The sequence below is a fragment of the Corallococcus sicarius genome (assembly GCF_003611735.1).
Taxonomy (GTDB): domain Bacteria; phylum Myxococcota; class Myxococcia; order Myxococcales; family Myxococcaceae; genus Corallococcus; species Corallococcus sicarius.
On sequence record NZ_RAWG01000006.1, the window covers coordinates 1 to 23,867 of the forward strand.

A 23,867-nucleotide genomic window follows, 5' to 3' on the forward strand; every position below is an offset into this window, starting at 1 on the left:
CCCGGTCTCGTGGGCTCGGAGATGTGTATAAGACACAGACCATGCCCCAGAGGAGCAGGCCTCCCAGGAGGACCAGGCCCAGCCCCTTCCCCAGTGTGAGCAGCGCGCGGCGGCGAACGGTGCCGGACGTGAGGGGACCCCCGGTGCTGGCCGTCTCCGCGGCCAGCCGCTCCGCGGTGTGGAGCAGCACCCGGGCCGTTGCGTCACGCACGGGCGGCTTCGATTCAGGGGCCATGCCGGAAGACTATTGCAAGCCGGGCACCAGCCCGCCATCCCTTCGCCCTGACGGCGCTCGCACGCAGAGGTCCTTGCCCCCGGCAAGCACTTCGCGCCGTTCCGAGCCGACCGGCGTTTTCGCGACGAGGTCCCCAGGCACCAAGGCTCCGGGCCCATCCAGGGTCGGAGGCCTCGTCGCGGACCGGGAGTGGACATGAGGATGCGCGAGGTCTGGAGGCTCTGTGTCTGGCTGGGAGCGGGCTTCGGCTGTGGTCCCGTCGTCGAGGAGGCGCCCCCGCTTCCGCTGAACCGGTACGAGGCGCAGCAGGCCCAGCGCGCTCGCGCGGAGGCGCTGGTGGACGCCTTGCCCCGGTACTACCCATGGCAATGTTTTCCGGACCGCTATGGCTTCACCCCCTCCCCCGGGGGCGTGCGCTTCCCGGGCGAACACGAGTCCACCGGCGGGCTGTTGTTGGGCTGGGGCCGGCCGGACTGCGGCCATCCCGAGCAGCGCGCGCTCCTGCTCGCCGCGGTGGGACACGTGCCCGTGTACGTGCTCGCGGCCCCGGAGCTCCACCCGACGATTCGCGACTGCATGACCCGGGAGGGCGCGACCCCGGAGCAGCTCCAGCAGCTGAACCTGGTGGACCTGGAGGTGGACAGCGTGTGGATCCGCGACTACGGGCCGGACGTCGTGGCCGGGGCCGAGGGGACACGACGCTTCGTGGACCTGGTCTACGGCCCCTACGCCGCGCTCTACTGCAACACCCACGCGGCGGACCACTGCGACCGCGTCCCCGACGACCTGGGCCGCCGCTGGAACGTCCCGGTGGACCGGCCCGCCGTGGTGCTGGAGGGCGGCAACCTGCTGACGGACGGCGCGGGCCGCTGCTTCCGCGCACGGGAGGTCACCAACCGACGCAACTGCTTCCCCGGCTGGCGCTACCCGGAAGCGCAGACGGATGAAGTCATCGGCCGCGCGTACGGCTGCGACGTCGTCACCCTGGAGTCGCTGGAGGGAGACGTCATCGACCACATCGACATGTGGATGGCGGTGCTGTCCTCCAAGACCGTGCTCGTGGGCCGCTACGCGGTCCGGGATGATGCCGTCAACGCGGCCATCCTGGACCGCAACGCGCAGCGGCTGGCGGCCCTGGGCTACGACGTCGTGCGCATCCCCATGCCCACGCCCTACTGCCAGGACGACGGCGACTCCTGCCTGGGGGAACCCGGCCGCGTCCGGGAGTGCGACGGCACCAACACCCGCGTCTGGGCCACGTACCTCAACTCCATCCGGCTGGGGGACGTGATGGCCGTGCCCGTGTACCGCTGGGTGCCACCCTCCCAGGCCTGGCGCCACCAGGGCCAGGAACAGGAGGCCCTGGCCACCTACCAATGGGCCCTGGACCGGGAGTACGGCCCGGGCGCGGTGAAGGTGCTCCCCATCCCCTCCGACACCGTCATCCCCTGTCAGGGCGCGCTGCACTGCCTCACGAAGACGTTCCGCTGACGCATGAGGACTCCCGGTCACTCGGGAGGAGGCCCCCGCCACCATCCCATTGCCCCGGGCTGGCATTGCGCCTATGGGAGGGGAACGGCGCGGTCCGTCGGACGGTGCCCCCCTTCCCGCGAGGACGCCGCATGTCGTCAGAGCCTCTTCCCATCGCCACGCAGTTCCCTCCCCCTCCCGTCGAGGAGTGGCGGCGGCTGGTGGACAAGGACCTGAAGGGCAAGCCCTTCACGGTGCTCCAGTCGCCCCTGGAAGGCGGCCTGTCCCTCCAGCCGCTCTACACGCCCCAGGACGCTCCCGCCCCCTCCGAGCCTCCCGGCGTCGCACCCTACGTGCGAGGCACCCATCCCCTGGGCCACACCGAAGGGGGCTGGGTGGTGTGCCAGGAGTACGCCGGCCCCGACGTGGCCCGGACCACCGAAGCGCTCCACAACGACCTGGAGCGCGGCTCCCAGGGCGTCTGGTTGGTGTTGGACGCGCCGCACGGCGTGGACGTGAAGGACGCGGCCACGCTGGAGCGCCTGCTCGCGAACGTGCCGTTGGATCGCACGCCGGTGCACTTCGAGCCGACCACCGACCTGCTCACGCCCGCGTCCCTCTTCCTCGCGTTCGCCCAGAAGCGCAGCGTCCCGAAGCAGGCGCTGCACGGCAGCCTCGGCATCGACCCCGTCGCGGCCCTGGCGCGCACCGGCGCGGAGAAGGTGGACGTGGCCGCGACCCTCGCGAAGGCCGCGCCCCTGGTGACGTCACTGCTCACGGAGGCGCCGGGCCTGCGCGCGCTGCTCGTGTCCTCGCGGCCCTGGGCGGACGCGGGCGCCACGCCCGTGCACGAGCTGGCGTGGGCCATCGCCACCGGCGTGGAGTACCTGCGCGAAATGGAGCGCGCGGGCGTGGCCCCCGGCGACACGGCGCGTTCCCTCCAGTTCGCCCTGTCCGTGGGCGGCCAGTTCTTCCCGGAGATCGCCCGGCTGCGCGCGGCGCGGCTGCTCTGGTCCAAGGTCGTCGCCGCTTCCGGAGGTCCGCCGGAGTCGCAGGCCATGGTGCTGCACGCGCGCACCGCCAGCGCCACCAAGACGCAGCGCGACCCGTGGGTGAACATCCTCCGCGCCACCGCGGAGTCCTTCGCCGCCGTGATGGCGGGCGCGGACAGCGTGAGCACGTCGCCCTACGACGAGCCCCTGGGCACGCCCGACGAACAGGGCCGGCGCCTCGCGCGCAACACGCAGCTCATCCTGCGCGACGAGTCCAGCCTCAACCGCGTCGCCGACCCCGCGGGCGGCAGCTACTACCTGGAGCAGCTCACCGGCGAGATCGCGCGCGCGGCGTGGGCGGAGCTGCAGCGCATCGAGGCGCTGGGCGGCATCACGAAGGCGCTCGTGCAGGGCGACGTGGCCCGCGTCCTCGCGGAGACCCGCGCCGCGCGCGAGAAGGCCGTGCGCACCCGGAAGCTGCCCATCGTGGGCGTCAGCGAGTTCCCCCACCTGAACGAGGCCCCCGTGCAGCGCGAGGCCCACGCCGTCGCGCCCGCGAAGGGCGAGGGCGTCATCGCGCCGCCGCGCCCCTTCCGCATGGCGGAGGCCTTCGAGTCCCTGCGCGACGCGAGCGACCGCTACCACGCCGCGCACGGCTCCCGGCCCCGCGCCTTCATGGCGAACCTGGGCACGGTGGCGGAGCACACCGCGCGCTCGACGTGGATTGCCAACGTGCTGGCCGTGGGCGGCATCGAAGCCGACGAACACCGCGGCTTCGCGGACGCGGACAGCGCGGCGGACCTCTTCGCGAAGGCGGGCACGTCGCTCGCCGTCATCTCCGGTCCGGACGCGCTCTATCCCGACCAGGTGCCCCCGCTCGTCGCGGCGCTCAAGGCGAAGGGCGCGACCACGGTCGCCGTCGCGGGCCGTCCCGGTGAACACGAGGCCGCCTTCCGCGCGGCCGGCGTGGATCTCTTCCTCTACGCGGGAGCGGACCTGTTCCAGCTCCTGAAGACGCTGCACACGCAGCTGGGAGTGGCCTGATGCGCCCCACCGTTCCGGACTTCTCCCGCGTCGCCTTCGACGCCCCTGAGACCCAGGCCCCCGCCCCCACGCGCGAAGCCCAGCGCGCCCGCGCGGCCGAAGCCACGCGCACCGCCGAGCGCTGGGACACGCCCGAGGGCATCCCCGTCAAGCCGCTCTACACCGCCGAGGACCTGGAGGGCGTGGAGCACCTGGGCTCGCTGCCCGGCCTGCCCCCGTTCGTGCGCGGCCCGTACTCCACCATGTACGTGCAGCAGCCGTGGACGGTGCGCCAGTACGCGGGCTTCTCCACCGCGGAGGCGTCCAATGCCTTCTACCGGCGCAACCTCGCGGCCGGCCAGAAGGGCCTGTCCATCGCGTTCGACCTCGCCACGCACCGGGGCTACGACAGCGACCATCCGCGCGTCGCGGGCGACGTGGGCATGGCGGGCGTGGCCATCGACTCCATCAAGGACATGCGCATCCTGTTCGACCGCATCCCGCTCGACCAGATGAGCGTGTCCATGACGATGAACGGCGCCGTCCTCCCCGTGCTCGCGCTCTACGTGGTCGCGGCCGAGGAGCAGGGCGTGAAGCCCGAACAGCTCAGCGGGACCATCCAGAACGACATCCTCAAGGAGTTCATGGTCCGCAACACGTACATCTACCCGCCCGGTCCCTCGATGCGAATCATCGGGGACATCTTCAAGTTCACGGCGGAGCGGATGCCGCGCTTCAACAGCATCAGCATCAGCGGCTACCACATGCAGGAGGCCGGCGCGACGCAGGACCTGGAGCTGGGCTACACGCTCGCGGACGGCGTGGAGTACGTGCGCGCGGGGCTCGCCGCCGGCCTGGGCGTGGACGCGTTCGCGCCGCGTCTGTCGTTCTTCTGGGCCATCGGGATGAACTTCTTCATGGAGGTGGCGAAGATGCGCGCCGCCCGCCTCCTCTGGGCCCGCCTCATCAAGGGCTTCAACCCCAAGAGCGACAAGAGCCTGGCGCTGCGCACGCATTGCCAGACGTCCGGCTGGAGCCTCACCGCGCAGGACGTCTACAACAACGTCGTGCGCACCTGCGTGGAGGCCATGGCCGCGACGCAGGGCCACACCCAGAGCCTGCACACCAACTCGCTGGATGAAGCCATCGCGCTGCCCACCGACTTCAGCGCGCGCATCGCCCGCAACACCCAGCTCTACCTCCAGTTGGAAAGCGGCACCACGCGCGTCATCGACCCGTGGGGCGGCAGCTACTACGTGGAGCGCCTCACCCATGAGCTGGCGCAGAAGGCCTGGGGCCACATCCAGGAGGTGGAGGCGCTGGGCGGCATGACCAAGGCCATTGAAGCGGGCCTGCCCAAGCTGCGCATCGAAGAGGCCGCCGCGCGCACCCAGGCCCGCATCGACTCCGGACGTCAGGCCATCATCGGCGTGAACAAGTACCCCCCGGAGCGCGCGGACAACATCGAGATCCTCAAGGTGGACAACTCCGCGGTGCGCGAGTCGCAGATTGCCCGCCTGCGGGAGCTGCGCGCGGAACGCAACGCGGACGAGGTGCGCCGCAAGCTGGAGGCGCTCACCGAGGCGGGCCGGCGCAACGAGGGCAACCTGCTGGCGCTCGCCATCGACGCGGCACGGGCCAAGGCCACGGTGGGGGAGATCAGCGACGCGATGGAGAAGGTCTACGGGCGCTACGAGGCCACCGTGCGCAGTGTGTCCGGGGTGTACTCCGCGGAAGCCGGCAGCGACCAGGGCATCGCCGAGGCACGGGCGAAGGCGGACGCCTTCCTCGCGCGCTTCGGCCGCCGCCCGCGCATCCTCATCGCGAAGATGGGCCAGGACGGCCATGACCGGGGCCAGAAGGTCATCGCCACCGCGTTCGCGGACCTGGGCTTCGACGTGGACATCGGGCCGCTGTTCCAGACGCCCGAGGAGTCCGCGCGCCAGGCCGTGGAGAACGACGTGCACGTCGTGGGCGCAAGCTCGCTGGCCGCCGGCCACCTCACGCTGGTGCCGCAGCTGAAGCAGGCGCTCCAGCAGCTGGGCCGCGAGGACATCATGGTCGTGGTGGGCGGCGTCATCCCCGCCCAGGACTACGACGCGCTCAAGGCCGCGGGCGCCGCCGCCATCTTCGGCCCCGGCACGGTCATCGCGAAGGCGGCCGTGGAGCTGCTCGGCAAGCTCTCCGCCGCGCTGGAGGAAGAGGCGTGAAGTCGCTGCCCGCGGACACCTACGTGGAAGGCGTGCGGGCAGGAGACCGGGCGCTGCTCGCGCGCGCCATCACGCTGGTGGAGAGCGAGCACCCGCGTCACGCGGCGCTCGCGCAGGAGGTCCTCACCCGGCTGCTGCCCCACACCGGCAAGAGCCAGCGCGTGGGCATCAGCGGCGTGCCGGGCGTGGGCAAGAGCACCTTCATCGACGCGCTGGGCATGCACCTCGTCGGGGGCGGGCACAAGGTGGCGGTGCTCGCCATCGACCCGTCCAGCAGCGTGTCCGGCGGCAGCATCCTGGGCGACAAGACGCGCATGGCGCGGCTGGCGCGCGAGACGTCCGCGTACATCCGGCCCAGCCCCTCCAGCGGCACGCTGGGCGGCGTCGCGCGCAAGACGCGGGAGACGCTGCTCTTGTGCGAGGCCGCGGGCTTCGACGTGGTCCTGGTGGAGACGGTGGGCGTGGGCCAGTCGGAGACGGTGGTGGCGGAGCTGGTGGACTTCTACGTGGTGCTGATGCTCGCGGGCGCGGGGGACGAGCTGCAGGGCATCAAGCGCGGCATCCTGGAGGTCGCGGACATGGTCGCCATCAACAAGGCGGACGGCGACAACCAGCTCCGCGCGGCCCAGGCCCGCTCCCAGTACCGCGCCGCGCTGCACCTGATGCGCCCGGGCTCCGAGCCGGAGGTCACCACCTGCAGCGCCATGGAGGGCACGGGCATCGACCTGCTGTGGGCCTCCGTGGAGAAGCACCTGGCCCGCCGCGCCGCCTCCGGGGAGCTGGAGCGCCGGAGGACCCAGCAGCAGGTGGGCTGGATGTGGGCCATGGTGCACGACGGCCTCCGGGCGGCCCTCCGGGCGCACCCTGAAGTGGGCTCCCTGGTCCCCTCGCTGGAGCGGGACGTACGCGAAGGACGCGCGACGCCGACGTCGGCCGCACTGCGTGTGCTGGGGGCCTTCCTTCCCCAAACCCAATCCTGACGGGCCGCGTCGTCCAACAGGCAACGCCTGTCTCAATCGCTTGCCGGGCCCGCACCGCACTCCTAGTGTACGCGCGTGCGACACCCCCAACCGACGACCGCTCCCCAGCCCTACAAGCCGCGCTTCCACGTCCGCATCGTCACGGCCGCCAGCCTGTTCGACGGACACGACGCGGCCATCAACGTGATGCGCCGCCTGATGCAGGCCTCCGGCGCGGAGATCATCCACCTGGGCCACAACCGGTCCGTGGCGGAGATCGTCGACTGTGCCATCCAGGAGGACGCCCAGGGCATCGCCCTCACGTCCTACCAGGGCGGCCACGTCGAATACTTCAAGTACATGATCGACCTGCTGCGCGAGCGCGGCGCGAACATCAAGGTGTTCGGCGGCGGCGGCGGCACCATCCTCCCCACGGAGATTGAGGAGCTCCACCGCTACGGCGTCACGCGCATCTACTCGCCGGACGACGGCCGGGCCATGGGCCTGCAGGGGATGATTGACGACCTCATCTCCCAGTGCGACTTCGAGAAGCGCCCGCCGGACTTCAAGCCGCTGCTGGAGCAGCCGCTGCCTCGCGAGCCCGCCCGCATCGCGTCGCTCATCACCATCGCGGAGAACTTCGCGGACGCGGGCGAAGCGCTGCGCACCGCGCTCGCCGAGGCCCGGGTGGAGTCCGCCCGCGTGCCCGTGCTGGGCATCACCGGCACCGGTGGCGCCGGCAAGTCCAGCCTCGTGGACGAGCTGGTGCGCCGCTTCCTCGCGGACTTCCCGGACAAGACGCTCGCCGTGCTGTCCGTGGATCCGTCCAAGCGCAAGTCCGGCGGCGCGCTCCTGGGCGACCGCATCCGCATGAACGCCATCGACAACCCGCGCGTCTACATGCGCTCGATGGCGACCCGTCAGAGCAACCTGGCGCTGTCCCGGCACGTGGCCCACTCGATTGAGGTCTGCAAGGCGGCGGGCTTCGACCTCATCGTGGTGGAGACCTCCGGCATCGGCCAGTCGGACACGGAGATCACCGAGCACTCGGACGTGGCGCTCTACGTGATGACCGCCGAGTACGGCGCGGCGACGCAGCTCGAGAAGATCGACATGCTCGACTTCGCGGACGTCATCGCCATCAACAAGTTCGACAAGCGCGGCTCGCTGGACGCGCTGCGCGACGTGCGCAAGCAGTGGCGGCGCAACCACAACGCCTTCACCCTGGCCGAGGACGCGGTGCCCGTGTACGGCACCATCGCGTCGCAGTTCAACGACCCGGGCATGAACACGCTCTACCGGGCCATCATCGACGCGCTGGTGAAGAAGACGGGCGCGGAGCTGCCGTCCCGCTTCGAGCTGTCGCCCGGTATGAGCGAGAAGAAGTGGATCATCCCGCCGGAGCGCACGCGCTACCTGGCGGAGATCGTCGAAGCCTGCGAGTCCTACGACGGCTTCGTGCGCGCCCAGGCCGCCATCGCCCGGCGCATGTACCAGCTGCACGGCACCATCCAGGCCCTGCGCCAGAACGTGGGCAGGAAGAAGCTGGAGATCGTCGAGCCCAAGGACGCCTCCGACGTGGTGCAGGTGACCGAGCGCGTGGAGGGCGAGCCCGCGTACCTGGGAGAGCTGGTCGCGCTGTACCAGGACCTGGAGAGCCGCCTGCACGCGGACTGCCGGCGCCTGCTGGCGGAGTGGCCCGCGACGAAGAAGCGCTACGCGGCGTCCAAGTACCAGTTCCAGGTGCGCGACAAGGTCATCGAGCTGGATCTCATCACGGAGACCCTCTCCCACCTGCGCATCCCGAAGATTTCGCTCCCCCGCTACGAGGACTGGGGCGACATCCTGACGTGGCTCCTGCGGGAGAACGCGCCGGGCGCCTTCCCGTTCACCGCGGGCGTCTTCCCGCTCAAGCGCGAGGGCGAGGACCCCGCACGCATGTTCGCGGGCGAGGGTGGCCCGGAGCGCACCAACAAGCGCTTCCACTACGTGTCACGCGGCCTGCCGGCGAAGCGCCTGTCCACGGCGTTCGATTCCGTGACGCTCTACGGTGAGGACCCGGACCACCGGCCGGACATCTACGGCAAGGTGGGCAACTCCGGCGTGTCCATTGCCAGCGTGGACGACGCGAAGAAGCTCTACTCCGGCTTCGACCTGGCGGACCCGTCCACGTCCGTGTCGATGACCATCAACGGCCCCGCGCCCATGCTGCTGGGCTTCTTCCTCAACGCGGCGGTGGATCAGCAGTGTGAGAAGTGGATCCGCGCGCAGGGCAAGGTGGAGGAGGTCGAGAAGAAGATTGATGCGCTCTACCGGGAGCGCGGTCTGCCGCGTCCGCGCTACCAGGGCGAATTGCCCCAGGGCAGCGACGGGCTGGGGCTGTTGCTCCTGGGCGTGTCCGGTGACGAGGTGCTGCCGGCGGACGTCTACGCGAAGATCCGCGCGTCCACGCTCCAGGCGGTGCGCGGCACGGTGCAGGCGGACATCCTCAAGGAGGACCAGGCGCAGAACACCTGCATCTTCTCCACCGAGTTCGCGCTGCGCGTGATGGGCGACATCCAGCAGTACTTCATCGACCAGAAGGTGCGGAACTTCTACTCGGTGTCCATCTCCGGGTACCACATCGCGGAAGCGGGGGCGAACCCCATCTCCCAGCTGGCCTTCACGCTGGCGAACGGCTTCACCTTCGTCGAGTACTACCTGTCGCGCGGGATGCACATCGACGACTTCGCGCCCAACCTGTCGTTCTTCTTCTCCAACGGCATGGACCCCGAGTACGCGGTGCTGGGGCGCGTGGCCCGCCGCATCTGGGCCAAGGCCATCCGGGACAAGTACGGCGGCAACGACCGTTCGCAGAAGCTGAAGTATCACATCCAGACGTCGGGCCGGTCCCTGCACGCGCAGGAGATTGCCTTCAACGACATCCGCACCACGCTCCAGGCGCTGCTGGCCCTCAACGACAACTGCAATTCGTTGCACACGAATGCGTATGACGAGGCCATCACCACGCCCACGGAGGAGAGCGTGCGGCGCGCGCTGGCCATCCAGCTGGTCATCAACAAGGAGTTCGGCCTGTCGAAGAACGAGAACCCCAACCAGGGCTCGTTCATCATCGAGGAGCTGACGGACCTGGTGGAGGGCGCGGTGCTGGCGGAGTTCCGCGCCATCTCCGAGCGCGGCGGCGTGCTGGGCGCGATGGAGCGGATGTACCAGCGCTCCAAGATTCAAGACGAGTCGCTCTACTACGAGATGCAGAAGCACGACGGGACGCTGCCCATCATCGGCGTGAACACCTTCCTGGACCCGAAGGGCTCCCCCACCGTGACGCCGCCGGAGGTGATTCGCGCCACGAAGGAGGAGAAGGACTACGCCATCGACGCGCGCGACGCCTTCTGGAAGCGCAACGCGAAGACGGCGACGCAGGCCCTGGAGGCGGTGCGCCGCGCGGCGCTGGACAACGGCAACGTGTTCGCCGCGCTGATGGACGCCTGCAAGGTGTGCACGCTGGGCCAGCTGTCCCGCGCGCTGTACGAGGTGGGCGGGCAGTACCGGCGCAATATGTAATCCGCCGCCACACGACGCGGTCCCGGGTGTGCAGCCCGGGACCGCAGTGCGGCTTCAGCGCTTCATCAGGGGCCCAGGGCCTTGAACTCGCAGGCGTAGTCGCCCGTGGCCTCCGGGTAGCCCGTCGTCAGGCCGAGGCCGTAGGTCGCGGTCTTTGGCGCCGTGAAGGTCTCGACCCAGCGCTGGCCGTCGTCCGCCCTGGAGGCCTCCAGCTCCTGGCCCTGGGAGTCGACGAAGAAGGAGAGCAGCGCCACCTCCTTCCGCTCACAGCCGAACTGGTAGCGATACCCGGCGGTGGCCTGGAAGGAGAAGAAGTCGGTGTCGAGGACGTCGGGGACGCTGACCTGCACGGCCTGCACCGGCCCCTTGAGCGACGTCGCCGTGGCCAGGGTGTCGCCGTGGTCGTCCTCGCCCAGGTCCTCGAACTGGAGGGTGTAGTTCCCCGGCTGCCATTGCAGGGGCACGTTCAAGAAGCCAAGGCTCACGCGCAGGTAGTGCGTGGGCCCGGACGCCTTGAGGGCCAGGTGCGCGGGGTCCAGGCCGGGATTGAAGAAGGTCTCTCCCCGCAAGGCGCCCCTGAGGTCGCAGTTCTTCTGGCCGTCGATGGTGCACGTCACCCGGTAGTGATGCTGGGGCTGCACGACCAGGGCGAAGACGTCCGTATCCTGGAGGTACTCCATCTTCCCCTGGAAGGACGGCATGCCGAGGGGGAGGGTCGCCGCGGTATTGAAGGAGTCCCCGTGGTCCTCCGCGCCCAGGTCCCTCAGGACACAGCTGTATGGGAGCGGCGTGGCGACGTCGTCCTCCAGGTATTGGATGTAGGCATGGAACATCCCGCCCGGGGACTTGAAGGCAAGGCCGCCCTGCAGGGAGGGCTCGCGCCCATCATTCACCAACCGGGTGAGCAGGCTTTCATCGCCGCGCGAGAAGTCCATCTCCCAGGACGTGGACACGAAGGTGCAGGCGAGCGCGTAGACATGGTTGTTCACGGTCTGGAACGAGAAGACGTCCCGGTCGCCGGGGTGCTCGCTGAGGCCCGTCAGGGACTGCTCCGAAGGCACCCACGGCGTCGTCGCGGTGGCGCGCAGGTCCGCGTGGTCGTCCAATCCCTTGTCCACGAAGCGGAAGGTGAACCGATCCTGGGAGCTGGTCTGGTGCAGGGTGATCCGCACCGTGTAGACGGCGTTCGCGCCAAGCCCCGACCAATGCCGGGTGAAGAAGGAGGAGCTGGGCCCGTCGGCGCCCCGGTCGCCGGTATCGAGGAGTGTCCCCCCCGCCGCGTCCCGCAGCTCCACGGTATAGCGAGCATTCTCGGCCTCCACGATGAGGTCGTAGTGCCGCCCGGCCTGGGCGATGAACGCGAAGCGGAACGGCTCCGCCTCACCGCTTCGGGAGACGCGCTGGAACTCGTCCGAAGGTGTCACCAGCGGATGTCCCGCCGGGATGACGGGCCCCGCGTCAGGGGTGGGCTTGGAGGTCGAATCACAGGCGCTCAGCCCGAACAGACAGGCACAGAGCATGAAGGCAGACAGGGTTTGTCTCATCAGGCGCGCCAACCTATTCGAGACCTGTCTGCCTGCCCATCAGTACTTCGCGGCCGTGGGCCGGACGAGGATCTCACTCACGTCCACCTCCGCCGGCTGGGCGATGGCGTAGGAGATGGCCCGGGCCACGGCGTCCGCCGGAATCGCCCCCTTGCGGTAGCCTTTGACGGCCTCGCGCATGTTCGGGTCGGAGATGCTCTCCGCCAGCTCCGACTCCGTGGCGCCCGGTGAAATCAGCGTGACGCGGAGGTTCGGCCCCACCTCCTGCCGCAGCCCCTCCGTGATGGCCCTCAGCGCGAACTTCGTCGCGGAGTAGATGGCCGTCGACGGCGCCACCGAGTGCCCGGAGGTGGAGGACATGTTGATGAACTGTCCCGACTGCTGCCGCTGCATCACCGGCAGTCCCGCCGCGATGCCGTGCAGCACGCCCCGGATGTTCACGTCGATCATCCGGTTCCACTCGTCCACCTTCAGCTCCCCCAGCATCGACAGCGGCATCACCCCCGCGTTGTTCACGAGCACGTCCAGCCGCCCGAACGTCTTCACCGTGAAGTCCACGAAGGCCTCCACGTCCTCGCGCTTCGTCACGTCCAGCGCCCGGAAGCGCGCCTCACCGCCCTTCGCCTTCAGGTCCGCCGTCAGCGCCTCCAGCCGGTCCGTGCGGCGCGCCCCCAGCACCACCTTCGCGCCCTCCTGGGCGAGCAGCCGCGCCGTGGCCTCGCCAATGCCACTGCTTGCTCCGGTGATGGCCACCACCTTGCCCTGGATGTTCGTCGTCATGTGCCGGTCCTCGCGTGCGTGAAGGGCCCGGTGCCGAAGCGGAACCGGGCCCTGCATACCCTCTCAAGACTGGCGCCAGAACGGTATCCGGATGCTCAGGCGTGCCGGCGCTGGCGCAGGGGGTCCTCCCGGGCCGCACCGGACGACTCCCGGCGCAGCTTCGCCACGGAGAGGCTCAGGAACAGCAGCAGGCCTCCCGCGAACGTGAGCGCCAGGGTGTCCCGCCGCGTCCTGGCCGAGGCCCACCACGACCTGGAGCCCGCGCCGACGGCCTGGCTTCTTCTCAGTCGTCGTCGTCATCGTCGTCACCACCGCCACCCCCAGGCCGTCGTCGTAGACGCGGTCCGGCACGTCGAAGGTGCACGTCAGCGTGCCTCCGTCCTCGTGGCGGTAGACGCAGCGGCCCGCGGCGTCGTCCGGGGTCACCCGGTCCAGCGTCACCGACGCCTCCACCGGGACGCCGGGCGGGGACAGCTGGCCGTCCACTCCCGAGCCCAGGTTGCCGTCCCACCGGCGCACCAGCGACGTCTCCTCGGGGACCAGGCGCTCCCCCACCGGGAGGAGCTTCACGGTCCGGGGCGTTGAATCACAGGCAGAAGCAAGCAGTGCGCAGCCCAGCAACCGGAGCGCGGTGCGCGGTGAGGGACGGGGCATGCCCCCATCCTACTCAACGGAAGGATCCGGCCAATGCATGCCGTCCGCCAGCGGGGGCCCCTGGCGGATGCTCGGCGGCGGATGCGATGAGGCGGATGCTGTCTGTCGTTGCCGACGGGGTCCGTCTGCGCCGTCAGGCCTTGTCTCCCCGGTCGCCGCCGCAGCCATCATTCATCCCGCCGGGGGAGGCTTGGGGCCACGTGCGCCCTTCGTGGGCTTCCTTCCGGGTTCTTCGCCTGGAGTCGTATGTCGTCCCCGTCGGGTTGCTTCCGCTGGCCGCGCCTGGCCGCGGGTGTCCTCGCCTCACTGTCACTGACACTGACATTGGGCGGGTGCGCCACACTGCCCCAGCGCGGGGAGGTCATCATACGCGACGTGTCCTTCCCCCTGCGGGACTTCCGCATGCCGTCGGGATTGCGCGTGGTGGTGGAGCGCGACGAGCGGTCGCCCGTGGTGGCGATGGTGACGGCGGCGGGCGCGGGCCACTTCAATGCCTCCACCAGCCTGGACTACACCGCCTACCAGACGCTGGCCTCCCGGGAGCGCTCGCCCCCCTGGTGAAGCTGGAGGAGGGGCAGCGGCTGTCGGCGCCCCTCGCCGGCGTCACCCCGGAGGTGTTCGCGGTGGAGCGCGAGGTGGTGCGCAGCGAGCTGCGCCAGCTCAACGAGACGGGCTTCGTGGGGCAGGTGTCCAGCTGGGTGCACGCGGCGTCCTTCGCGGCGGGGGGACCCGTACGCGCGGCCCGCTCGCGGATGCCCAGCGCTTCGTGCGCGCGCACTACCGTCCGGAGAACGTCACCCTGGTCATCTCCGGCGACGTGGACCTGGAGGAGGTGGAGGCCCTCCTCCAACAGCAGCTGCCGCCCGCGTGGGTGGGCACGGGTACGCCGCTGGCCCTGGACACGCGCCTGCCCGTGCAGCCGGCCCTGCCGGCCTCCGCGCCCGTCCCCCAACAGATGCCGGTGTACACGGCCGCCGTGCCCACGCCGGAGCTGTACCTGTCCTGGGTGCTGCCGCGCGGCTTCGACGAGGCCAGCGCCGTGCAGGACTTCCTGGTGGACGCGCTGGAGGACCACCTGTGGGAGTCCATGCGCAGTGACGGCGACATCGCGAGCCCGTCCACCCGCGTGGTGCCTGGCACCCGCGCGTCGCTGTTCATCGTGCGCGTGCAGCTGTCCCGCGGCGACCACCCGGAGCGCACGGCGGAGAAGGTGCTGGATCAGGTGCACAAGGCCTGGACCCTCAACCTCGAGGGCGACAGCGTGCGCAAGCAGGAGTCCGACTTCAGGGCATCCGCCTTTAGCGAGGCTCCAAACGGGAAGCGCCGTGCATCACGGCGTGCACGCTGAGCAGGCCGCCCACCGCGCCCGCGAAGCCGCCCGCGGTGATGAGGGCCTGGGCGAAGCGGTGGAGTTCGTCCGCGCTGGTGATGTGGGTGAGCCCCGTGGCGCGCAGGGCCTCTTCCAGCGCGGCGGAGCCTCGGGCCGGGCCAAGCACGGACGTCAGCTTGGCGATCGCAACGCCGTGCCAGTCCTTGGATGGGGTGGCGGCCGTCATGGGGACGACTTCGCTTCGAGCTCCGCGACCCGCTGCTCGGCGGCGAGCTTCTCCGCGCGCAGGCGCACCAGCGCGGCTTCGGTTTCCCTGGCCTGCTTCGCCACCTCCGCGAGGAGGGCCTCGGTGCGCTGCTGGGATTCGCGCTGCTCGTGGATGTTCGTGTTGGTGCCCAGCCACTGGAGGATGCGCCCGTTCGCATCGCGTTGGGGGACGGCGCGCGCGAGGTACCAGGCGTACTGGCCGCTGGCCAGCCGCAGCCGGAACTCCACCTCGTAGCCCTCGCCCGTGCGGAGCGCGCTCGTCCAGCGCTCGATGGCGAGGGGCCGGTCCTCCGGGTGGAGGACGTTGAGCCACCCCTCGGAGAGCAGGGTCTCCAGCGGCACGCCGAACTCGTCCACCGCGCGGCCGCTGACGTAGTCCAGCAGGCCGTCGGGCGTCGCCGTCCACACCTGCACCGGGATGGTCTCCGCCAGGAAGCGGTAGCGCACCTCGCTCGTGCGGAGCGCCGCCGCCGCCTGCCGCTCCGCCGTCAGGTCGCGGACCTCGATGACCGCGCCCAGCACGGCGTCCGCCTCGCGCACGGGGCTCACGGTGAAGGCGACGGGATGGGGGTGCCCTTCCCGGTGGACGAAGACGTCCTCGCCCCGCTCGCGCGTCCCCTTCGCCAGGGCCCGGGCGATGGGGCTTTCGGCGTCCAGGGCGGACGTCCCGTCAGGGGCCGCCGGATGCACCAGCGCGTGCAGCGACTGAGCGTGCGCGACGACCTCCGCGAGCGTGCGGCCCGTGAGCGCTTCCGCCGCCGCGTTCATGTAGATGCAATGCTGTTGCGCATCCGTCATGAACAGCGCGAGGTCCGCGCTCTCCGTGAGCGTGCGCGCCACGGCTTCCAACTTCGGGCGGGCCTGGAGCGCCGCGGGGAGCGTCTGACGGGGGGAGTCGGGGGTCACGCGCGGCAACTCACTTCAACGAGCAGGGGGGCTTCGCACTGTACGCGGAAGGCCCCGGAACACCACCGGTCCCGCTGGGGAGGAGACCGTCTGGGTCCCAACAATCGCGCCTCGGCGGCCGTGCGACCCGTGTCCGGGCCTGTGTCCGTATGGAGTCCATGCACACTCCGAAGCTGCGTCGAACCCGCTTCCTGCTGGGAGCCCTGGTCTGGCTGGGCGCCTCCGCCTGCCATGGACCGGACGACGGCCCGCCCCCGTGTGAGGGCGTGGACTGCCCGGTTCCCGTGGAGGGGCTCGCGCGGGCGTTCGAGCCGGACGCGCTGTCGTCGCGCGTGGAGCCGCGCGCGAGCTTCGGAGGGCTCAAGGTGCGGCGGGCCGCTGGACGCACCTTCGTGCTGGAGACGACGCGGGACGCGCAAGGCCATGACACCCGCCGGCTCACGGCGCGAGCCGCGGACGGCACGCTGCGCTGGCGCGTCGAAGCGGCGGCGGGAGAGCACTTCAGCGACTTCACCGTGCACCCATCAGGAGCGCTCACGCTGGGCGTCGAGCGCACCGACGCGGAAGCCGGCGCGTTCGACCTGCTGCGCATCTCCGCGGAGGGGCAGGTGCTGGCGCGACAGCCACTGCCCGTGTCCTCGACGTTGCCAGCGTCCGACCTGGGCGGCACCCTGCTCCCCTCCCCCTTTCGCATGAAGTCGTCGTGGGCCCACGCGCTCGCCGACGGCTGGCTGCGCACGGAGGCGCGCGGCGAGGACGTGGCCGTGGCCTTCCTGTCACTCGTGGCGGTCGCGGAGGGAGCCAGCAACACGTCGGAGCTGGCGTCGGGGTTGATGACGCTCCAGTGGGTGGACGGGCGCTACCAGGAGCAGTGGACGCGCGTCGTCGACGGGCGCCACTCCACGCAGCCGGCGGCCTGGGCCTACGACGAGTTCCGTTGGCGCGAGGCCACGCTGCGTCCGCTGCTCGCGGTGGAGGGCGACGGGCGGCTGGTGGTGGGGCGCACGTGGAACACGTCCCGGTGCCAGGCCTCCAGCCGCACGTTCAACGACTTCACGAGCCTGCACTGCAGGACGAGCACGGATGTCACCTATCCCGTGGACACCGAACGCCAGGCCTTCGCGGTGACGACGTTCACCCCGGAGGGAGTGCGCACCGGCACGCGCGCCTTCATCGCCGATGCGGCGGCGGAGTTCGTCGTCTTCGACATGGCGGTGCGCGGCGGGGAGCTGGCGCTCGCCGGCACCATCGTGACGGAGTCCGCGGACGGCACGATTCCCTACTATCCGTCCGCGCCGGGCGTGCAGGACCGGATGACGCCCTATGACGGCTACCTGGCCGTGCTGTCGCTCGACACGGGGCTTTTGCGCTTCGAGCACCGGGTGGACACGGGGCGCGCGGACCACTTCTCCGCGCTGCGCTGGACGGACGCGGGGCTGCTCGCGGTGGGCGGCGCTGGCTGGGACCGCTGGTACGGCGGCATGAGCATCTCGCGCGGCGCGGGGGCGCTGCTCGCGCTCGCGTCCAATGACGGCCAGACGGTGCGCACCCAGCGGCCCGGGGTCGAAGGGAAGGACCGCCACTTCCACCTGCTGGGCGTGGACGCGGACGGCGAAACGTTGGTGGCGGTGGGGCTCGCGGAGGCGCCCATGACGCACGCGGGAGACGGCGGCAACAGGGCCGCCATGACCTTTGGCGGGCTCACCGTGGAGTCGCGCTGAGCCACCGGTGACGCTTGTGCCTCCTTGGGTTACACGTCGGCCCTCGCCACACGGACGCCGCCACGCGCAAGCAGAAGATATACAAAACACTCCTACCTTCCTGGTGTACCCCTTGGCAGGCAAAGCCTCGCATCCCACCTTCCAACCACCGTGGGCCGGAAGGAGTGGATATGCATGTGAGGAATTGGGGCACTCTGCTGTGGTTGGGGTTGGCGGGCATGGGATGTGGTGGTTCGCAGGGCGATGAACTGTCAGGGGAGCCTGCGGCCATCGTGAAGGAGGACTCCCGCGAGGTGAGTGCCCAGGCATGCCCTCCCGGGGTGGCGTCCCGGGTGGCGTCCCTCATCCCTTCTGGCTCCGGGGGCTTCATGGGGGAGCTCACCAACGTCCAGGGGACGCTCTACTTCGTCACCTCCGTCTTCGAAACCGGTTCGGTCCTGTGGCGCAGCGACGGCACGGAGGCGGGGACCGTCCCGGTGAAGGCGTTTCCGGGGCCGCCCGGCGTCTACCAACCGATGGACCTGGTCGCGGTGGGCAACAGGCTCTTCTTCCAGACACGCACTCCCGCCGCCGGCATGGAGCTATGGATCAGTGACGGGACGGAGGGCGGGACCCGGCTGATCAAGGACATCACCCCCGGCGCGGACGGCTCCGCTCTGACCAATGCCTCCGAGGTCAATGGCCGCCTGGTGTTCTTCCGCTGGGTGCCATTGCCGGGAGGCGGGGCGGGGCCGGAGCTGTGGCGGTCCGACGGGACCGCCGCCGGCACGCTGCGGGTGCGGAACTTCAGCGGCTCCACGGGTTTGAGCGCCGACACGTTGAAGGCCGGCAACGCGTTGCTCTTCTTCTTCGCCGAAGAGACGGGTACCACGCTGTGGCGCACCGACGGCACGCTGGCCGGGACCACCTCCGTCAAGCGGCTGGACTCGGGGCCCACCTACGTCAGCAGCGTGAGCCGCCCGGGTGAGCCGCCGCTGTTCATCCTGGAGGACGGCCCCAGCTCCGAGGTGTGGAAGACGAATGGCACCGCCGCAGGGACCGTCCGGCTGGACGCCTTCGGCAAGCCTGTGCGCCTGCTCGGGGCGCTGGGCGCGAATGTCTATCTGACGTCCGTGGACAGCCCGGCGACGAAGCGGCTGCGCATCGACCGGCTCTCGTTGAACGGCGGTGGCAAGGCGCAGGTCACCACCCTGCCCAACCCCTATGGGGCCGGCGAGTACGCATATCCCTACGTGCGGACAGCGGTGGTCTCCGGCAGCGACCTCTACTTCTCCATGGCCATCGGCAGCGACGCCCCCGTGCCCGAGAACGTGGCGCTGTGGGCGACGAACGGAACCGCCGCGGGGACCCGCAGGCTCTTCGACAATTCCTATCCGGAGTACGGTTACCGGTACCCCTTGTTCGCCACCGGCACGGGCCAGGTCCTGTTCGGCGGCAATTCGGCCCGCTATGGGCCCACCCGCCCCTATTTCACCCGGGGCTCCGTGGCGACGCAGGGCCAGTTGGCGGACGTCTCCCTGCCGGACTCGTTCACCCGCGTGGGCCATCGCATCTTCTTCACCGCCCGCGACGCCAGCGACGAAGGTCAGTTGTGGTCCGTGCCGGCCACCTTCAGTTGCCCGCCGGGGCTGACTGGATCGCGCGAGTAGGCAGGTCCGACACCGGGGCGGCCCACCGCCCCGGTGTCCCCACGCGCGATGCGGTACACTCCACGGGCCCACCGTGGCCGCGCTGGAATGTCCTCCGAACTGCTGGAAATCTCCGACCTCATCGTCGACTACGACGTCGCGACGCTCCAGCCCCGGCCGGTGTCGCGCGAGTCCGTCGTCGCGCGGCTCATGGCGAACGGGCAGCGGTCCGCCGCGCGGATTGTGCAGCGGCTCCCCGCTTCGAATGACACGCTCGACGTGGAGGCCTGCAATCGGGCCCTCCTGCGCTCGCACATCGAACTGCAGCGGCTGAGCGAGGAGTTCCTGCAAGCAGACCGCCTGCGTTGCGTGCTGTTACCCCTGCTGCAAGCGCTGCGCGACGCCGGCGTGAAGCCTCCGCTGCGCATCGTCGACGTCGGGTGCGGGCTCGGCTACGTCGTCCGCTCGCTCGCGGCGCATGGCCGGCTGGGACGCGATGTTGAACTCATTGGCTGTGACATGAACGTGGCGCTGATTGAAAACGCCCAGCGGCTCGCTGAAGAGGAGTCCCTCTCCTGCGAGCTCAAGGTCGCGAACGCGTTCCAGCTCGAACAGCCCGGCCACATCTTCATCTCCACGGGCGTGATGCATCACTTCCGTGGGAACGACCTTGACGCGTTCTTCGCGGGCCAGCGGCAGGGGCACGCCTTCGTTCACTACGACATCCAGCGCTCGGTGCTCTCGCCCTGGGGCGCGTGGATCTTCCACCAGACCCGCATGCGTGAGCCGCTCGCGCGCCACGACGGCGTCGTCTCCGCACGGCGCGTCCATTCCACGCAGACCCTGCTGTCGGCGGCCCGGACGGCGACGGGGTTCACCTGCGCGTCCCTCGACGGTGCCCGGAACCTCCTCGGTGCCGTGCTCCGCCCGATGACCGCCACGCTGGGTGCCCGTGCGGAGCTGTGGGCGCCGCTCATGCGCAGCATGGGCCCACTGCGCGCGAGGCTGGGGCCCACCGGATGAACGCCGTCCTCCCGGTGCTGCTCGCGCTGCTCGCCATCACCGATGCCTCGTTCTGCGGCTTCCGGGTCGCCACCGGCCGGGATGCCCGCATCTTCAAGGCCGACTTCTACCGGTACGCCATCCGCCGGGGCATGGGGCGGGGACTCTTCACGACCGCGATGGTGGGCTGCGGAATCGCAGGGGCCTGCCTGTTCACGCCGGGCCTGTTCGCGCAGCTCCTCGTCTGTGCACAGGCCCTGCTCTGGGTGCTCCTGCCGTACGCGACCCTGACCCTGATGGGCATGGGCGTCTGGGCGGCGGCGGAGGCCGATGTGCGGACGCTCGCGAGCGTGGTGGTCCTGGGGCCGTTCACGCTGATCCGCCCCTGGGTCATCGCCGCGGCGGCCGTCCTGGGCGCCTGGAAGGCCCCGGGCCTCACGGCCGCGCTCGTCACCGTCGCGGCATGCGGCATCCAGCTCGCGCTCGAACCCTGGCTGAACGTCGGCATGCAGCCCAGGCTCCCGGGCCGTGGTTCCGGTGAGGAGGGAGCAAGGGTTCTCGCGCGATTGAACGACGCGTAGCGCTATGCCCGCTCCCAGAGGATGTCCCCGCCGCGTCCGGGGACCGCCCTGCCCGCGCTCCCGACAGGCTCTACCTTCCCGTCGCACAGGAAGCCGATGCCGGCCGCGTCATGCGCGGGGACCTTCGCGAGGAAGCGCGCGCCCGTCGTGCCGCGTCCGACGATGACGCCAGACCGGGGGCTCCCGTCCCGCTCGTACAACACCGTGTACGTTTCGATGACGCCAGGGCCGGTGAAGTCCTCGATGAACGCAGGAATGGGACCCCGCGCGGCGTCCGCCTCCGCCTGGGGGTCAGGGGAAGGGAGTCGCGCGCTCGCGGGCAGGGGCTCCCGCGTGAGCACGAGGCTGTGGTTGTACGTCGCGAAGCCGCCGTTGCCGAAGAGCAGGCCATGGCGGCCCTGCTCGCGCAATTGCTGCACCATGCGGACCACCGCGTGGCCCATGTAGTTGGCGATGGGACCTCCGCCGAACGTCAGGCCACCGACCACGGTGGCGGGCTTCTCCAGCGGCCAGCCCAGCACCCGGCGCGCCATCTTCGGCACACAGGGGAAGCAGCTGTAGAGCTCCACGCAATCCAGCGCATCGACGGTCAGCCCGTTCAGCTCCAGCGCACGGCGGAGCGAGACCGCCATGCTCGGCGAGCCCGCGTAGCCGTCCCGGGCGAGGAAGTCCTCCGCCTCGTGGGCCGCCGCGCCCCGCCCCACGTACACCAGCCGGGCTTCCGGCACGCCGCGCTCGCGAGCCCGGGCCAGGCTGGTGACGAGGAAGCCCGCGCCCTGGTTGACCGAGCTGTTGGCCACCATCCGCTTCCAGTACGGAAACGCGATGGGGCGGTTGACCGCGGACGGCGTGAGGATGTCCTCCACCGACAGGGGCTCGCGCAGCCACGCGCCCGGGTTGCCCGCGGCGACCTGGGAGAAGCGCGACCAGAGAACGCCGCTCTCCCGCTGCCCCTCCTCCAGCGTCTGGCCCCACGCGGCACGGCAGGCGTTCTCATACAGGGGATAGACATCCACGGGCGCCAGCAACCCGTAGCGTCGCCGGTAGGCCTCACGAGCCTGGACGCCGATGGTGCTCGCTGCGTTGTGCGCGGAGGGCGCGTCCCCGGCCGCCAGGGCCGCGCGCCGGGCCGCCGTGCGCAGGGCCTCGCCACCTACGACCGCCGCGACCTCCACCTCGCCCGCGGCGATGCGGTTCGCGGCCTCGTCGAGCAGCCGTACCGGGCTGTCACCACTCGCCTCCGCCGTCTGCTCAAGAAGGCGCGGCCGGGCCCCCAGTCGCTCCGCCAGCGACAACGGCAGCGGCCCCAGCTGTGGGAACGAGAGCTGATCCACCACCGCCAGCGAGTCGAGCCGGGAGAGCCACCCTCCTCCCGCGTCGGCATCCGCCAACCGGAGCGCGGCCTCCATCAGGCCCCGCGAGTCCAGCCCCTGGAGCGGATCCTCGGGACGGTCGTTCACCTGCCCCACGCCCACGATGACGGGAATCCTGTTCGCGTCCTTCATCCCTGGCTCCCTGCTGGCACCACGAAGTCCTGCTCCCACGGCGCCTGTGCGTCCCTGTAGAACTCCATCACCCCGGAGTCGAGGCTCATCACGGCGAAAGCCATCCCTATTTGTTAGAGAGCTTCTGGCGACCTCCTTAGACTGGCGGACATGACGACCTCCGCCTCCGACGCCTCCCGGCTGCTGGACCTGCTGTGGGAGCGCTATGCCTCTGAAGTCCCCTTCGCGCGCACCTTCGTGGCGCTGTCGGGGGGACACTTCCGCAACGACCACGTCGCCTTCCGCACGCTCGCGCGGCCGGGCGGGGGCATCGCGCTGTTCTCGCGGGTGTTCGAGCGGTTCGGCTGGCGTCCGGCCGGGACGTACACGTTCCCGGACGCGCACCTGTCCGCCATCTACCTCTCCCATCCGGACGGGCTGCCGCGCGTCTTCCTCTCCGAGCTGAAGTCGGAGGAGCTGTCGCCGCGCGCCCGAGAGCTGCTCGCCGCGCTCCCGGTGGACCCACCGGCGCCGGAGGACGTAGAGGCGCTCGCGGCGTGGTTCGCGCCGCCGTCCCCGCCGGACGAAGCCGCGCTGTTGGAGTTGGAGAAGGAGACGCAGTACGGCGCGTGGCTGCTTGCGTTCGGCCGCAAGGTCAATCACTTCACCGGCGCGGTGGACGACGTGGAGGTGTGGCAGCGGCGGATGCGCGACGCTGGCGTGCCCATGAAGACAGACATCGAGGGCGCGCCCGGCACGTCGCTGCGACAGACGGCCACGCACGCCGCCCCCCTGCCCCTGACGCTCCGGGGCGGCGGCACGCGCACGTGGCCCTATGCGTACTTCGAGATCGCCGAGCGCTCCGGAGGCTTCGACGGCTTCCTGGGTCCGCAGGCCCGCGCGCTGTTCGACATGACGAAGCGGGGCTGACGGGTGCACGAGTACGATTTGATCGCGGACTGGTATGCCGCCCAGCGTGCGGGCCCCACGGGCGTCCCGGAAGTGACCGCGCTCGCGGCCTCACTTCCGGCCGGCGCCTCGGTGCTGGACGTCGGCTGCGGCACGGGACTGCCGCTGACGCGGGTGCTGCTGGAGCACGGCTGCCACGTGATGGGCGTGGACAGCTCCCGCGAGCTGCTGGCGCGATTTCAAGCGAACTTCCCCCACGTGCCGGTGAGCTGTGCGCCCATCCAGTCGTGTGAGCTGCAGGAGCGGGCGTTCGATGCCGCGATCGCGTGGGGCGTCTTGTTCCACCTGCGCCACGATGAGCAGGAACAGGCGATTGCCCATATCGCGAGGGCATTGAGACCTGGCGCCGCGTTCCTCTTCACCTCAGGCGACGCTCACGGCTCCATCGACGGCGCGCCGATGAATGGCGTCCCGTTCCGCTATCACTCGTACAGCATCGACGGGTACCGCGACCTGCTGCGCGCGCACGGGCTCACGCTGGAAACGACGCACACGGACCCAGGCGGGAACGTCTACTACCTGTCTCGCAAGACGGGGTGAGGCGGGCG

At 70.5% G+C, this 23,867-nt stretch carries 20 protein-coding genes; 13 read left to right on the forward strand and 7 right to left on the reverse strand.

The window, feature by feature from the left end; genetic code table 11:
• A partial coding sequence (locus D7X12_RS01690) for a hypothetical protein (protein ID WP_147443480.1) occupies positions 1-211 on the reverse strand: 211 nt, incomplete at its 3' end.
• A gap of 219 nt (positions 212-430) precedes the next feature.
• On the opposite strand from D7X12_RS01690, the gene D7X12_RS01695 reads away from it, so the two are divergent.
• The 5 genes from D7X12_RS01695 (at position 431) to D7X12_RS01715 (ending at position 10,453) form a co-directional block, all read left to right on the forward strand.
• Complete coding sequence (locus D7X12_RS01695; RefSeq protein WP_120623517.1) at positions 431-1,726, forward strand: agmatine deiminase family protein; 1,296 nt, start codon at positions 431-433, stop codon at positions 1,724-1,726.
• 131 nt (positions 1,727-1,857) lie between these two features.
• Entirely contained in the window at positions 1,858-3,741 is a 1,884-nt protein-coding gene (locus D7X12_RS01700) for a methylmalonyl-CoA mutase family protein (RefSeq protein ID WP_120623518.1), read from the forward strand.
• Positions 3,741-5,930: a methylmalonyl-CoA mutase gene (gene scpA / locus D7X12_RS01705; RefSeq protein ID WP_120623519.1), complete on the forward strand. Its 2,190-nt coding sequence runs from the start codon at positions 3,741-3,743 to the stop codon at positions 5,928-5,930. The genes D7X12_RS01700 and scpA overlap by 1 nt, the downstream gene beginning before the upstream one ends.
• A complete protein-coding gene (gene meaB / locus D7X12_RS01710) occupies positions 5,927-6,910 on the forward strand; it encodes a methylmalonyl Co-A mutase-associated GTPase MeaB (RefSeq protein ID WP_120623520.1) in 984 nt (327 codons plus the stop codon). Before scpA ends, meaB begins: the two co-directional genes overlap by 4 nt.
• Positions 6,911-6,985: 75 nt before the next feature.
• Positions 6,986-10,453, forward strand: coding sequence for a methylmalonyl-CoA mutase family protein (locus D7X12_RS01715; RefSeq protein ID WP_120623521.1), 3,468 nt, complete (start codon positions 6,986-6,988; stop codon positions 10,451-10,453).
• Positions 10,454-10,518: 65 nt separating this feature from the next.
• On the opposite strand, the gene D7X12_RS01720 is transcribed toward D7X12_RS01715, so the two are convergent.
• The 3 genes from D7X12_RS01720 to D7X12_RS01730 form a co-directional block, all read right to left on the reverse strand.
• Positions 10,519-11,997: a hypothetical protein gene (locus D7X12_RS01720; protein ID WP_147443481.1), complete on the reverse strand. Its 1,479-nt coding sequence runs from the start codon at positions 11,995-11,997 to the stop codon at positions 10,519-10,521.
• 39 nt (positions 11,998-12,036) lie between these two features.
• Positions 12,037-12,777: an SDR family oxidoreductase gene (locus D7X12_RS01725; RefSeq protein ID WP_120623523.1), complete on the reverse strand. Its 741-nt coding sequence runs from the start codon at positions 12,775-12,777 to the stop codon at positions 12,037-12,039.
• Positions 12,778-12,840: 63 nt separating this feature from the next.
• Positions 12,841-13,431, reverse strand: a complete 591-nt coding sequence (locus D7X12_RS01730) for a hypothetical protein (RefSeq protein WP_147443482.1) — start codon at positions 13,429-13,431, stop codon at positions 12,841-12,843.
• 375 nt (positions 13,432-13,806) lie between these two features.
• Between D7X12_RS01730 and D7X12_RS43945 the strand changes: the two genes are divergently transcribed.
• The gene (locus D7X12_RS43945) at positions 13,807-13,992 is read left to right on the forward strand and encodes a hypothetical protein (protein WP_244224287.1); all 186 of its coding nucleotides are present in this window, start codon (positions 13,807-13,809) and stop codon (positions 13,990-13,992) included.
• 205 nt (positions 13,993-14,197) lie between these two features.
• Positions 14,198-14,779, forward strand: coding sequence for an insulinase family protein (locus D7X12_RS43950; protein WP_244224288.1), 582 nt, complete (start codon positions 14,198-14,200; stop codon positions 14,777-14,779).
• Here D7X12_RS43950 and D7X12_RS01740 read toward each other — a convergent pair.
• The gene (locus D7X12_RS01740; RefSeq protein ID WP_120623525.1) at positions 14,730-14,987 is read right to left on the reverse strand and encodes a hypothetical protein; all 258 of its coding nucleotides are present in this window, start codon (positions 14,985-14,987) and stop codon (positions 14,730-14,732) included. The genes D7X12_RS43950 and D7X12_RS01740 overlap by 50 nt on opposite strands.
• Positions 14,984-15,934: a PAS domain-containing protein gene (locus D7X12_RS01745; protein ID WP_158619923.1), complete on the reverse strand. Its 951-nt coding sequence runs from the start codon at positions 15,932-15,934 to the stop codon at positions 14,984-14,986. Before D7X12_RS01745 ends, D7X12_RS01740 begins: the two co-directional genes overlap by 4 nt.
• Before the next feature lie 158 nt (positions 15,935-16,092).
• Between D7X12_RS01745 and D7X12_RS01750 the strand changes: the two genes are divergently transcribed.
• The 4 genes from D7X12_RS01750 to D7X12_RS01765 all read left to right on the forward strand — a co-directional run bounded on the left by D7X12_RS01750 (position 16,093) and on the right by D7X12_RS01765 (position 20,866).
• Positions 16,093-17,655: a hypothetical protein gene (locus tag D7X12_RS01750; protein WP_120623527.1), complete on the forward strand. Its 1,563-nt coding sequence runs from the start codon at positions 16,093-16,095 to the stop codon at positions 17,653-17,655.
• Positions 17,656-17,927: 272 nt separating this feature from the next.
• The gene (locus D7X12_RS01755) at positions 17,928-19,304 is read left to right on the forward strand and encodes a hypothetical protein (protein ID WP_244224289.1); all 1,377 of its coding nucleotides are present in this window, start codon (positions 17,928-17,930) and stop codon (positions 19,302-19,304) included.
• Between the two features lie 87 nt (positions 19,305-19,391).
• On the forward strand, positions 19,392-20,306 hold the full coding sequence (locus tag D7X12_RS01760) for a class I SAM-dependent methyltransferase (protein WP_120623529.1): 915 nt from the start codon (positions 19,392-19,394) through the stop codon (positions 20,304-20,306).
• On the forward strand, positions 20,303-20,866 hold the full coding sequence (locus D7X12_RS01765) for a hypothetical protein (protein WP_120623530.1): 564 nt from the start codon (positions 20,303-20,305) through the stop codon (positions 20,864-20,866). Before D7X12_RS01760 ends, D7X12_RS01765 begins: the two co-directional genes overlap by 4 nt.
• Before the next feature lie 2 nt (positions 20,867-20,868).
• On the opposite strand, the gene D7X12_RS01770 is transcribed toward D7X12_RS01765, so the two are convergent.
• The gene (locus tag D7X12_RS01770; RefSeq protein WP_120623531.1) at positions 20,869-22,371 is read right to left on the reverse strand and encodes a TLP1 C-terminal extension domain-containing protein; all 1,503 of its coding nucleotides are present in this window, start codon (positions 22,369-22,371) and stop codon (positions 20,869-20,871) included.
• 150 nt (positions 22,372-22,521) lie between these two features.
• On the opposite strand from D7X12_RS01770, the gene D7X12_RS01775 reads away from it, so the two are divergent.
• Together D7X12_RS01775 and D7X12_RS01780 are read left to right on the forward strand one after the other, a co-directional pair.
• Positions 22,522-23,280: a DUF1338 domain-containing protein gene (locus D7X12_RS01775; RefSeq protein ID WP_120623532.1), complete on the forward strand. Its 759-nt coding sequence runs from the start codon at positions 22,522-22,524 to the stop codon at positions 23,278-23,280.
• A gap of 3 nt (positions 23,281-23,283) precedes the next feature.
• Entirely contained in the window at positions 23,284-23,859 is a 576-nt protein-coding gene (locus tag D7X12_RS01780; protein WP_120623533.1) for a class I SAM-dependent DNA methyltransferase, read from the forward strand.
• Positions 23,860-23,867: the final 8 nt, after the last annotated feature.

Bases quoted from the DNA above. Each gene is read 5' to 3' on its own strand.
- D7X12_RS01750 (WP_120623527.1), top strand. From the start codon at position 16,093: ATGCACACTCCGAAGCTGCGTCGAACCCGCTTCCTGCTGGGAGCCCTG.
- D7X12_RS01760 (WP_120623529.1), top strand. From the start codon at position 19,392: ATGTCCTCCGAACTGCTGGAAATCTCCGACCTCATCGTCGACTACGAC.
- D7X12_RS01720 (WP_147443481.1), bottom strand. From the start codon at position 11,997: ATGAGACAAACCCTGTCTGCCTTCATGCTCTGTGCCTGTCTGTTCGGG.
- D7X12_RS01730 (WP_147443482.1), bottom strand. From the start codon at position 13,431: ATGCCCCGTCCCTCACCGCGCACCGCGCTCCGGTTGCTGGGCTGCGCA.
- D7X12_RS01695 (WP_120623517.1), top strand. From the start codon at position 431: ATGAGGATGCGCGAGGTCTGGAGGCTCTGTGTCTGGCTGGGAGCGGGC.
- D7X12_RS01770 (WP_120623531.1), bottom strand. From the start codon at position 22,371: ATGAAGGACGCGAACAGGATTCCCGTCATCGTGGGCGTGGGGCAGGTG.
- D7X12_RS01700 (WP_120623518.1), top strand. From the start codon at position 1,858: ATGTCGTCAGAGCCTCTTCCCATCGCCACGCAGTTCCCTCCCCCTCCC.
- D7X12_RS01775 (WP_120623532.1), top strand. From the start codon at position 22,522: ATGACGACCTCCGCCTCCGACGCCTCCCGGCTGCTGGACCTGCTGTGG.
- scpA (WP_120623519.1), top strand. From the start codon at position 3,741: ATGCGCCCCACCGTTCCGGACTTCTCCCGCGTCGCCTTCGACGCCCCT.
- D7X12_RS01765 (WP_120623530.1), top strand. From the start codon at position 20,303: ATGAACGCCGTCCTCCCGGTGCTGCTCGCGCTGCTCGCCATCACCGAT.
- D7X12_RS01725 (WP_120623523.1), bottom strand. From the start codon at position 12,777: ATGACGACGAACATCCAGGGCAAGGTGGTGGCCATCACCGGAGCAAGC.
- D7X12_RS01740 (WP_120623525.1), bottom strand. From the start codon at position 14,987: ATGACGGCCGCCACCCCATCCAAGGACTGGCACGGCGTTGCGATCGCC.